Below are 11,150 nucleotides of genomic sequence, written 5' to 3'. Positions count from 1 at the left end.
CGCCCGCACCGTGCGGACCGAAACCTGCTGCCGTGACGCGAGGAAGACGATGACACAGGCTGACGTGCCCACGGGCGAATTCGACGACTCCGATCCTGCCGTCGCGGCTGCTCTCGGGCTCGTGCCCGCGGGCGCCGGCATCCGCTCGCTGGCCTTCGCGATCGACGTCGCGCTGTGGATGATCCTCGCCGCGATCCCCATCACGGGCGCCGTGCTGCTGGTGAACGGAACGCCGCCACTCGTGCCGATCATCCTGATCGCCGCCGGCGGGTTTCTCGCGACGCTCTTCGTCCTCATCCAGCTCATCGTGCACGGGCGTCGTGGTGTCACCGCCGGCAAGGCCATGCTGCGCTTGCGCTCGGTCTCGGCCGTCGACTTCAGCCGGCCCGGGTTCTGGCGGGTCGTGGGGCGCGCTCTCGTGCTCTCGGCGAGCAACATCGTGCCGCTCATCGGCCCCGGCGTGCTCTTCGCCTCGGGGCTGTGGGACCCGCAGGCCCGAGGGCGCAGCATCCTGGATCGAATCGGCGGGTGCTGGGTGGTCGACACCCGCGCGGGCATCGACCCGTTCGATGCCAAGGCCATGCGTCATGCCCGCCGCACGCTGCGCGGTCGCCCCGATGACAGCGAGGACCTGCCGTCCATGGCGACCGGAGTCGGCGCAGCCGACGCGCTGCGGATCCTCGGTGCGCGTTCGCGCGCCGGCGTCGTGGGCTCGGGCAGCACCGGCGCGCAGTGGTCGGGAAGAACCCCCGCGCCCGCTGCGCTCATCGACGCCGTCCCCACCGCGGCCGGGGTGCAGGTGCCTGCGCCTATCCGTGAGGCACCCGTCCCGTCCCGCGGGGTCGTCGAGGTCTCACCCCCCGCTGCGGCCGCGCCGACCGACGCCGGCGCAAGCCGCCGCGCACGGCCGACCGTACGATTCGACGACGGATCGACGATGCGGGTCCCCGCCTTCGCGCTGATCGGTCGCGATCCTGAAGCCGCCGACGGCGAGCAGGTCGACGCGCTCGTGCAGCTCGACGACCCCGAGCGGCTCATGTCGAAGACCCACGCGGCGTTCGGCCAGGACGCCGAGGGCGTGTGGATCACCGATCGAGGATCGCGCAACGGCACACATCTGCGCTCCCCCGGGGGCGACACGGTCGCGGTTCCGACGGCCGAGGCGATGCGGGTGCCCCTGGGGTGGACCGTGCACGTGGGCGGGCGCTCATTCGAAGTCGTCGCGAGAGGAGCTGATTCGTGAAGCTCAAGCTGAGCCTGCGTCGGGGAGTGGGCACGTCGGTCGACGTGCTCGTCACGGCGGATTCCACCGCGACCGTGCAGGATGTCGCGCGCGAGCTCGCCGACGGCGACGCCCTCGCGCAGGGTGGTGCAGTCAATGCGAGCGCCGTTCCGACACTGCTCGTCGCTCCGCCTGCCGGTGAGCCCGTGCACCTCGACCCCGCGACGCCCATCGGCGACGCCCCGATCGGCTCCGGCTTCGCCGCGTCGGTCGTCCCGGCGGCCACCGCGGCGGACGGAGGCGCCGCGACGGCGGCGGTCATGCACATCCTGAACGGCCCCGACGCCGGCCGCACCGTGCCGATCGCGGCGGGCAGCACCGTCATCGGCCGCGCCGCCCCGTCCGAAGTGCTGATCGACGATCCGCTCGTATCGAAGCGGCATGCGAGGCTCGACGTCGACCAGGGCATCGAACTCGTCGACCTCAACTCGGCCAACGGCCTCGTGGTCGACGGCGGACTCGTGCAGCGCGTGCGGGTGATTCCCGGTCAGCGCATCACGATCGGCGCGACCGACGTGTCGTTCACGCTCGCCGAACGCGTCGCGACCGATGACGCCCTCGTTCTCGAGCGCGGCGGCGCGCTCATGTTCAACCGATCGCCGCGCGTCGAAGACCGCTACGCCGGCGAAGAGTTCCGGCATCCGATCATCCCGAACGAAGCCGACCCGCGGATGTTCCCGTGGCCCATGATCATGGCGCCCGTGCTGCTCGGCCTCGCGATGTACGCCTTGACGCAGCGCCCCACGTCGCTGCTCATCGTCGCCATGGCGCCGCTGATGATGCTCGGCAACTTCATCGGCCAGCGCACGCAGCAGGGCAAGAAGCTCAAGCTCGAGATCGAGACGTTCGAGTCGCAACTCGACGAGCTCGACGAGAACCTCGCCAACGAAGAACTCGTCGAGCGCGAGCGTCGCCGAGCCGAAGCCCCCGCGACGGCGGCGGTCTACGAGGACGCGATCTCGTTGGGCCCCATGCTGTGGACGCGGCGCCCCGAGCACTGGAACTTCCTGGGGCTGCGCCTCGGCGTGGGAACGGCTAAGAGCCGCAACACCGTCGCACAGCCGAACGACCAGCGCGGCATCGCCGAGTACTCGCACCAGGTCGAGGCGGTGCGGCAGCGCTACGCGCGCATCGAGGACGTGCCCGTGATCGAGCTGCTGCCCTCGGCCGGCGCGATCGGCATCGCCGGCACGCGCGAGCTCGCAGCCGACGTCGTGCGCGGACTCGGCGTTCAGCTGTTCGGTCTGCACGCTCCGAACGAGGTCGTGACGGCCGCGATCGTCGACCCCGGCTGGACGGCGGACATGGAGTGGATGAAGTGGCTGCCTCACACGACGAGCCCGCGGTCGCCCTTTGCCGAGATGGCGCTCGCCGACAGTCAGTCCGCCGGCACGGCGCTGCTCAACGGTCTCGAAGAGGCGATTCTGGAGCGCCTCTCGGGATCGGCCACCCGGCGGGGGCCGCTCGCTGCGAAAGACACATCGATGGCTCTCGGTCAGCACGTCGGCGAGCAGTCCGGGGGGTCTGAGGGAAAGATCGGCGACGTGTCGCTCGTGCTCTTCGTGACCCATGACGCGCCCGTCGACCGGCCTCGCCTGACGCAGGTGATCGAACGCGGCCCCGATGCGGGGGTCTACACGATCTTCGTCGCACCGACCGTGGAATCCCTCCCCGCCGCGTGCCGCACCTTCATCGACGTGACCGACGGCCTCGAAAACGCGCACGTGGGCTGGGTGCGCGCCGGTGAACGAGCCGTCGATGTCGAGATCGAGGGCGTCTCGCGCGACTATGCCGAGATCTTCGCCAAGCGACTTGCTCCCGTCGTCGACTCGAGCTCGGTCGCGGCCGACTCGTCGGACCTGCCCGCGAGCGTCTCGCTGCTGCGACTGATCGGCAGCGACCTCGCGCAGGAGCCGCAGGCTGTCGTCGAGCGCTGGCGGCAGAACAACTCGATCATCGACCGCGCGCGAGGGCCGCGGCCCCGGTTGAAACGCGCCGGAACGCTCAAGGCCTACGTCGGTCAGGGCAGTCCTGACGCCATGACGCTGGACCTGCGAACACAGGGCCCGCACGCGCTCGTGGGCGGCACGACCGGTTCGGGAAAGTCCGAGTTCCTGCAGGCGTGGGTGCTCGGCATGGCGGCCGAATACAGCCCCGACCGCGTGACGTTCCTCTTCGTCGACTACAAGGGCGGGTCGGCCTTCGCCGACTGCGTCGAGCTGCCGCACACGGTGGGCCTGGTCACCGACCTGAGCCCCCACCTCGTGCGACGGGCGCTCACGAGCCTGCGCGCCGAACTGCACCACCGCGAGCACCTGTTCAACCGCAAGAAGGCCAAAGACCTGCTTGAGCTGGAGAAGCGCCAGGACCCCGAGACGCCGCCCGCCCTCGTGCTCGTCATCGACGAGTTCGCCGCGCTCGCGACCGAAGTGCCCGAGTTCGTCGACGGCGTCGTCGACATCGCGCAGCGGGGTCGCTCCCTCGGCATCCACCTGATCATGGCGACACAGCGGCCCGCCGGTGTCATCAAAGACAACCTGCGTGCCAACACCAACCTGCGCGTTGCGCTGCGGATGGCTGACGCTGCGGACTCGAACGATGTCGTCGGCGATGTCGTCGCCTCGACCTTCGACCCCTCGATCCCCGGTCGCGGCATCGCCAAGACCGGCCCGGGGCGGCTCGTGCCGTTCCAGTCGGGCTACGCCGGCGGGTGGACGACCGACGAGCCCGACCGGGCAGAGGTGCGTGTCGCCGACCTGCGCTTCGGCTCGGTGACCCTGTGGGAGTCAGGCGCAGAGGGCGAATCCGACACGCACGACGAAGATCTCGGTCCCAACGATCAGAAGCGACTCGTCGCGAATCTCGTGCGCGGGGCTGCCGAAGCGGGCATCCCGGTTCCGCGGCGGCCGTGGCTCGACGACCTCACGACGACGATCGACCTGCGCGACCTGCCGCTCGACGGAGATGGGCACATCCCCCTCGGGCTCGCCGACATCCCGCAGCGCCAGCTGCAGGAGGCGGTCTTCTTCTCGCCCGACACCGACGGGCACATGCTCGTGTACGGCACGAGCGGCGCGGGCAAGAGCGCCGCGCTGCGCACGGTCGCCATCGCCGCAGGAGCGCGGCCCGACCTCGCCCGCACGGCCGTGTACGGCATCGACTTCGGCACCGGGGCGCTGCGCTCGCTCGAGATCATGCCGCACGTCGGCTCGATCGTCTCTGGTGATGACGCCGAGCGCGTGCAGCGGCTGTTCCGCACGCTGCGTGGCATCCTCGACAATCGCGCCAAGCGCTACTCGGCCGTCAACGCCGCGACGATCACGGAGTACCGCCAGATCACGGGTGATGTCACCGAGCCGCGCATCCTGCTGCTGCTGGACGGCTTCGGCGTCTTCAAGCAGGACTGGGAGACGACGTCGGCCCGTGCGCCCTTCTACGCCATCTTCATGCGGATGCTCGGCGAGGGTCGCCCGCTCGGCGTGCACGTCGTTGCGACGGCCGACCGCTACGGTGCCGTGCCGACGGCTGTGAGCGCCAACGTCACCAAGCGCATCGTGCTGCGCATGTCGGACGAGAGCGCGTATGCGATCCTCGGCGTCGCGAAAGACGTCCTGAACGAGCGCAGCGCGCCCGGCCGCGCGATCGTCGACGGCCTCGAGACGCAGGTCGCCGTCATCGGCGGCACATCCAACGTCGCCGAGCAGAACGCCGCAGCCGAGGCCTTCGCCGCGTCGCTGCGGCGGGCGGGCGCTGCCGAGGCGCAGAACATCGGGGCGCTTCCCACCGAGCTCGACCTGGCTGAGCTTCCCGAACGCGTCGGCGAGATGCCCACTCTCGGCATCGGCGACGACACCCTCGGCCCCACGGGCTTCGAGCCCGTCGGCACGTTCGTCGTGGCAGGTCCGCCCCAGAGCGGCAAGACGACGGCTCTGCGCGGCATCGTCGCGGCACTGGAGCGCTTCGACCCGGCGGTCGAGCTCTTCCACATCGGCGGTCGCCGCGCGGCCCTGCGCTCCTTCCGCCCGTGGCGCGGAGAGGCGAGCGCAATCGAGGACGTGCGGGCCCTCGCCAAAGAGCTCAAAGACGTCGTGGCAGACGAGACGATCCCGACGCGGATCGCGATCATCGTCGAGAACGTCACCGAGTTCGGCGACACCGATGCCGAACGGCCCCTCAAGGAGCTCTTCCAGGCGATCAACCGCAGCGACCACTTCCTCGTGGCCGACGGCGACGTCTCGCAGCTCAGCAGCGGCTACGGCCTCATCGGCGAGCTCAAGGCCGGGCGACACGGCATCGCCCTCCGCCCGGAGACGTACGACGGCGAGTCGCTGTTCAAGGTGGGCTTCCCCAAGGTGCAGCGTCACGAGTTCCCCCCCGGACGAGGGCTCTTCGTGGAGAATGGACGCTTCATCACGGTGCAGCTGCCGCTCGTGGGCGAAGGGGATGGGGAATCCTCCCCATAGGGCGCCTGAGGCGCCTCGGTTAGCCTGATCAACGACCGGGGGTACTCGGTCCGGTGACCGAGAGGGTGGATGATGGCTGACTTCAAGGCTTCCTATGGCGAGATGGACGCGATGGCGGGCAAGCTCGAGACCGGTCGCGAAGAGATCGGTGACGTGCTTCGTCGCCTCAAGGCCGACGTCGATCGCCTGCTGGGCGACGACTTCAAGACCGAGCACGCCTCGGGCAAGTTCGGCGAGGGCTACAACGAGCTCACGACGGGTCTCGAGAAGGCCATCGAGGGCATCAGCGACATGGGCGAGTCGCTGCGCAAGATGATGCAGGCCATCAAGGACACCGACCAGGCACTCGCCGGCAACTGACCTTCCTTCACGCGACCACCGGCCCTGTGTCGGTGGTCGCGTCTTTGTGCCACCGGGCGCGGGGGAGCGCGGCGCCCTCTCGCCGCTCCGCCAGAGGCGGCGTCTGGACCCTGCGGTTGACCGACCTCTGCAATCCGGCCTATCATAGATCGGGTGTGCGCATTGCGCGCCGTCCACCGTGCCTCGGCGCGGATGCCGGTGTGCGAGGTGCCGCATCTCAGGGATCGGCCTGCGAACAGGTCGCCCCCACGGCATATCCACCAACGACTCGCGTTCAGACCATTCTGGCGCGCGGTGGGTTCGCGTGAGTCTGCAGCGTCATGAATCGAAAGATCCGGATGCTGCGGGTGAGACCACGACGCTGTCACCGTGCAGCACAACAAGGAGAGAACGTGCCAACCATTCAGCAGTTGGTTCGCAAGGGGCGGACGCCGAAGGTCTCGAAGACCAAGGCTCCCGCTCTGAAGTCGAACCCCCAGCAGGCGGGCGTCTGCACCCGCGTGTACACCACGACGCCGAAGAAGCCGAACTCCGCGATGCGCAAGGTCGCTCGTGTGAAGCTTCGCAACGGTGCCGAGGTCACGGCATACATCCCGGGTGAAGGACACAACCTGCAGGAGCACTCCCTCGTGCTCGTGCGCGGCGGTCGTGTGAAGGACCTTCCGGGTGTCCGTTACAAGATCGTCCGTGGTGCCCTGGACACCCAGGCCGTCAAGAACCGTAAGCAGGCTCGCAGCCGCTACGGTGCGAAGAAGGGTTGAGTTAGATGCCTCGTAAGGGACCCGCCCCGAAGCGCCCTGTCGTCAACGATCCGGTCTACGGTGCGCCGATCGTCACGCAGCTCGTCAACAAGATCCTCGTCGACGGCAAGAAGTCGCTGGCCGAGTCGATCGTCTACGACGCCCTCCGCGGTGTCGAGGCGAAGAACAGCCAGGACGCCGTCGCAACGCTCAAGAAGGCCCTCGACAACGTGCGCCCGACCCTCGAGGTCAAGTCGCGCCGCGTCGGTGGCTCGACCTACCAGGTGCCGATCGAGGTCAAGCCTCACCGCGCCAACACGCTGGCTCTGCGCTGGCTCGTCAGCTACGCGAAGGGTCGTCGTGAGAAGACGATGACCGAGCGTCTGCAGAACGAGATCCTCGACGCCTCGAACGGCCTGGGTGCCGCGGTCAAGCGCCGCGAAGACACCCACAAGATGGCCGAGTCGAACCGGGCGTTCGCGCACTACCGCTGGTAAACCCGTCGACAGGTTCAGGAGCCGGGCGCAACCCGCCCGGCCCTGGACCCATCGAAGGGTCGGACTCCACGAAACCCGATCGATCCACAAGATAAGGACACCCCGTGGCACAAGAAGTGCTCACCGACCTGAACAAGGTCCGCAACATCGGCATCATGGCGCACATCGATGCTGGCAAGACGACCACCACCGAGCGCATCCTGTTCTACACGGGCGTCAACCACAAGATGGGTGAGACGCACGATGGCGGTGCGACCACCGACTGGATGGAGCAGGAGCAGGAGCGTGGCATCACGATCACCTCTGCCGCTGTCACCTGCTTCTGGAACAAGAACCAGATCAACATCATCGACACCCCCGGACACGTCGACTTCACGGTCGAGGTCGAGCGCTCGCTGCGCGTCCTCGACGGCGCAGTCGCTGTCTTCGACGGCAAGGAGGGCGTCGAGCCCCAGTCCGAGACGGTGTGGCGCCAGGCCGACAAGTACGACGTCCCGCGTATCTGCTTCGTCAACAAGATGGACAAGCTGGGCGCCGACTTCTACTTCACGGTCGACACGATCATCAACCGCCTGAAGGCCAAGCCGCTCGTGCTTCAGCTGCCGATCGGCTCGGAGAGCGAGTTCGTCGGGGTCGTCGACCTCGTCGAGATGCGCGCACTCGTGTGGCCTGGTGACTCCAAGGGTGATGTCACCATGGGCGCCAAGTACGAGGTCCAGGAGATCCCCGCCGAGCTCGCCGACAAGGTCGAGGAGTACCGCAAGAAGCTCCTCGAGACCGTCGCCGAGACGGACGACGCGCTGCTCGAGAAGTACTTCGGTGGCGAAGAGCTCACGGTGGCCGAGGTCAAGGCCGCGATCCGCAAGCTGACCGTTGCGGGCGACATCTACCCCGTGCTGTGTGGCTCGGCGTTCAAGAACCGCGGCGTGCAGCCGATGCTCGACGCGGTCGTGGACTACCTCCCTTCGCCCCTGGACGTGCCCGCCATCGAGGCGCGCGACCCCAAGGACGAAGAAATCATCATCGAGCGTCACGCCGACAAGGACGAGCCGTTCACGGCGCTGGCCTTCAAGATCGCCGTGCACCCGTTCTTCGGTCGACTGACGTACATCCGCGTGTACTCGGGCGCGATCGACTCCGGCGCTGCGGTCGTGAACTCGACCAAGGGCAAGAAGGAGCGCATCGGGAAGATCTTCCAGATGCACGCCAACAAGGAGATGCCGGTCGACTCGGTCACCGCCGGTCACATCTACGCCGTCATCGGCCTCAAGGACACCACGACCGGTGACACGCTCTCGGATGCCGCGAACCCGGTCGTCCTCGAGTCGATGACCTTCCCCGAGCCCGTGCTCGAGGTCGCGATCGAGCCGAAGACGAAGGCCGACCAGGAGAAGCTGGGTCTTGCGATCCAGAAGCTCGCTGAAGAGGACCCCACGTTCCGTGTCGAGCAGAACTCCGAGACCGGCCAGACCGTCATCAAGGGCATGGGCGAGCTGCACCTCGACATCCTGGTCGACCGCATGAAGCGGGAGTTCAAGGTCGAGGCCAACGTCGGAAAGCCCCAGGTGGCTTACCGCGAGACGATCCGCAAGGCCGTCGAGCGTCACGACTACACCCACAAGAAGCAGACGGGTGGATCGGGTCAGTTCGCCAAGATCCAGTTCGCGATCGAGCCTCTCGAGGTCACGGCGGACAAGACCTACGAGTTCGTCAACAAGGTCACCGGTGGTCGCATCCCTCGCGAGTACATCCCCTCGGTCGACCAGGGCTTCCAGGACGCCATGAACGTCGGCGTGCTCGCGGGCTACCCGATGGTCGGCGTCAAGGCGACGCTCATGGACGGTGCGGCGCACGACGTCGACTCGTCCGAAATGGCGTTCAAGATCGCCGGCTCGATGGGCTTCAAGGAGGCCGTCCGCAAGGCGAACCCCGTCATCCTCGAGCCGATCATGGCCGTCGAGGTGCGTACTCCCGAGGAGTACATGGGTGACGTCATCGGCGACCTGAACTCGCGTCGCGGCCAGATCCAGTCGATGGAGGATGCCGCAGGCGTCAAGGTCGTGCGCGCTCAGGTGCCGCTGTCCGAGATGTTCGGCTATATCGGCGACCTGCGTTCGAAGACGTCGGGCCGTGCCGTCTACTCCATGGAGTTCGACAGCTACGCCGAGGTGCCGCGCAACGTCATGGACGAGATCGTCCAGAAGACCAAGGGCGAGTAATCCCCGCGCAGCCGCAGGCTGCGTATCAGACAGGGATGCCGCGGGCCCCGGCTCGCGGCATCCGCACAACTTCATATCGCACCAGTCATTAGACTGACAACCATCCCCGTAGACGACCGGTCGCAAACCAGTGCCCGGACGCTCTACATGACAGTCCTGAGGAGGACCCAGTGGCCAAGGCCAAGTTCGAGCGGACCAAGCCGCACGTCAACATCGGAACCATCGGGCACGTCGACCACGGCAAGACCACGCTCTCGGCGGCGATCTCGAAGGTGCTCGCCGACAAGTACCCGTCGTCCACCAACGTGCAGCGCGACTTCGCCACGATCGACTCGGCTCCCGAAGAGCGTCAGCGTGGAATCACGATCAACATCTCGCACATCGAGTACGAGACCCCGAAGCGTCACTACGCGCACGTCGATGCGCCCGGTCACGCCGACTACATCAAGAACATGATCACGGGTGCCGCTCAGATGGACGGCGCGATCCTCGTGGTCGCCGCAACCGACGGTCCCATGGCTCAGACGCGCGAGCACGTGCTGCTGGCCAAGCAGGTCGGCGTGCCGTACCTGCTCGTCGCGCTGAACAAGTCCGACGCAGTCGATGACGAAGAGATCCTCGAGCTCGTCGAGCTCGAGGTCCGTGAGCTCCTCTCGAGCCAGGGCTTCGACGGCGACAACGCGCCGGTCGTGCGCGTCTCGGCACTCAAGGCGCTCGAGGGCGACGAGAAGTGGTCCGAGGCCATCGTCGAGCTCATGGACGCCGTCGACGAGAACGTGCCCGACCCGGTGCGTGACCGCGACAAGCCCTTCCTCATGCCCATCGAGGACGTCTTCACGATCACCGGTCGTGGAACGGTCGTCACGGGTCGCGCCGAGCGTGGCACGCTCGCGATCAACTCCGAGGTCGAGATCGTCGGTCTGCGTCCGACGCAGAAGACGATCGTCACGGGTATCGAGATGTTCCACAAGCAGCTCGACGAGGCCTGGGCCGGCGAGAACTGTGGTCTGCTCCTGCGCGGCACCAAGCGTGACGACGTCGAGCGCGGCCAGGTCGTCGTGAAGCCCGGTTCGGTCACCCCGCACACGGACTTCGAGGGCACGGCGTACATCCTCGCCAAGGACGAGGGCGGCCGTCACAACCCGTTCTTCACGAACTACCGCCCGCAGTTCTACTTCCGCACCACCGACGTCACCGGCGTCATCACGCTGCCCGAGGGCACCGAGATGGTCATGCCCGGCGACACCACCGACATGTCGGTCGAGCTGATCCAGCCGATCGCCATGGAAGAGGGCCTCGGCTTCGCGATCCGTGAGGGTGGCCGCACCGTCGGCGCCGGCACGGTCACGAAGATCCTGAAGTAACACTTCGTCGCTGTTCACGAAACCCCCCGGAGAAATCCGGGGGGTTTCGTGCGTTCGGGCGCCATCACCACGCGGGCGGCGGAGCGACTCTTCCGCGCCGCCAGCGGGCCGCCTGCGAAGGCGGGACCAAGGTCACTTCACGTCCTTCAAGGCCAGGGTTAGCGTTTGCCCGGCGGCTCGTTGCACGTGGTTCGGCGAGGAACACACCGGCAGATGAACGCGCGG

Annotated in this window: 7 protein-coding genes; all 7 read left to right on the top strand. The window is 67.6% G+C overall.

What is annotated here, in order from left to right; translation table 11 throughout:
• The first annotated feature begins 49 nt into the window (after positions 1-49).
• Positions 50-1,243, top strand: a complete 1,194-nt coding sequence (locus tag AC25YV_RS05160; protein ID WP_488122755.1) for an RDD family protein — start codon at positions 50-52, stop codon at positions 1,241-1,243.
• Positions 1,240-5,745 carry a type VII secretion EssC family protein gene (locus tag AC25YV_RS05155; RefSeq protein ID WP_488122754.1) on the top strand — a complete coding sequence of 1,502 codons (4,506 nt, stop codon included), beginning with the start codon at positions 1,240-1,242 and terminating at the stop codon, positions 5,743-5,745. Before AC25YV_RS05160 ends, AC25YV_RS05155 begins: the two co-directional genes overlap by 4 nt.
• A 72-nt stretch (positions 5,746-5,817) precedes the next feature.
• Positions 5,818-6,105 (top strand): WXG100 family type VII secretion target, encoded by a 288-nt coding sequence (locus AC25YV_RS05150; protein ID WP_488122753.1) that lies wholly within the window; start codon positions 5,818-5,820, stop codon positions 6,103-6,105.
• A gap of 392 nt (positions 6,106-6,497) precedes the next feature.
• Positions 6,498-6,866 carry a 30S ribosomal protein S12 gene (rpsL, locus tag AC25YV_RS05145; protein WP_488122752.1) on the top strand — a complete coding sequence of 123 codons (369 nt, stop codon included), beginning with the start codon at positions 6,498-6,500 and terminating at the stop codon, positions 6,864-6,866.
• Positions 6,867-6,871: 5 nt separating this feature from the next.
• Entirely contained in the window at positions 6,872-7,342 is a 471-nt protein-coding gene (gene rpsG / locus AC25YV_RS05140) for a 30S ribosomal protein S7 (RefSeq protein ID WP_488122751.1), read from the top strand.
• Between the two features lie 104 nt (positions 7,343-7,446).
• Positions 7,447-9,561: an elongation factor G gene (fusA, locus tag AC25YV_RS05135; protein WP_488122750.1), complete on the top strand. Its 2,115-nt coding sequence runs from the start codon at positions 7,447-7,449 to the stop codon at positions 9,559-9,561.
• A gap of 170 nt (positions 9,562-9,731) precedes the next feature.
• Positions 9,732-10,925, top strand: coding sequence for an elongation factor Tu (gene tuf / locus AC25YV_RS05130; protein WP_488122749.1), 1,194 nt, complete (start codon positions 9,732-9,734; stop codon positions 10,923-10,925).
• Positions 10,926-11,150 lie beyond the last annotated feature (225 nt).

The organism is Microbacterium sp. Y832, from assembly GCF_057669765.1.
This window is presented reverse-complemented; position numbering and strand designations above follow the sequence as displayed.

Coding starts and splice junctions, on each gene's coding strand:
- AC25YV_RS05160 (WP_488122755.1), top strand. CDS start 50: ATGACACAGGCTGACGTGCCCACGGGCGAATTCGACGACTCCGATCCT.
- AC25YV_RS05150 (WP_488122753.1), top strand. CDS start 5,818: ATGGCTGACTTCAAGGCTTCCTATGGCGAGATGGACGCGATGGCGGGC.
- rpsG (WP_488122751.1), top strand. CDS start 6,872: ATGCCTCGTAAGGGACCCGCCCCGAAGCGCCCTGTCGTCAACGATCCG.